Below are 348 nucleotides of genomic sequence, written 5' to 3'. Positions count from 1 at the left end.
AACCTCTGGAGGTGTAGAACCATGCCGCCGAACGTGCTGCCTGAAGTTCCTGTTCGAGCAGTTCAGGCGTGGCAACCAGGTCGAGTTTGAGCGCAGCGCCACAGACCCGGTAATTATCGAGTCCTGTGATTTGAATTAACCCTCTTCCCCGGTATTTCCAGCCATCACCTGCCCCTTTGTTACCGAGGCGCTTACTGTACACCAGATTAGCGATCGCTTGCTGGCGCTCCGGCGGTAACGACTTCTCATATTGTTTCCGACCGAGTTGATTTATCTGATCATCGCTCAGCCGTTTAGAAAATATATCGCGGAGCGCTTTCACGCTGTAGTTGAAGTTTTCAACCAGCG

Annotated in this window: 1 protein-coding gene; it reads right to left on the bottom strand. The window is 52.3% G+C overall.

Going from position 1 to position 348, the window contains the following annotated elements; translation table 11 throughout:
• A partial coding sequence (locus tag GTGU_RS23750; RefSeq protein WP_038163980.1) for a glycoside hydrolase family 19 protein occupies positions 1 to 348 on the bottom strand: 348 nt, incomplete at both ends.

The sequence above is a fragment of the Trabulsiella guamensis ATCC 49490 genome, from assembly GCF_000734965.1.
In the GTDB taxonomy this organism is placed as follows: Bacteria; Pseudomonadota; Gammaproteobacteria; order Enterobacterales; family Enterobacteriaceae; genus Trabulsiella; species Trabulsiella guamensis.
The sequence above is the reverse complement of the archived record's forward strand: the minus strand, read 5'-3'. Positions and strand labels throughout refer to the sequence as shown.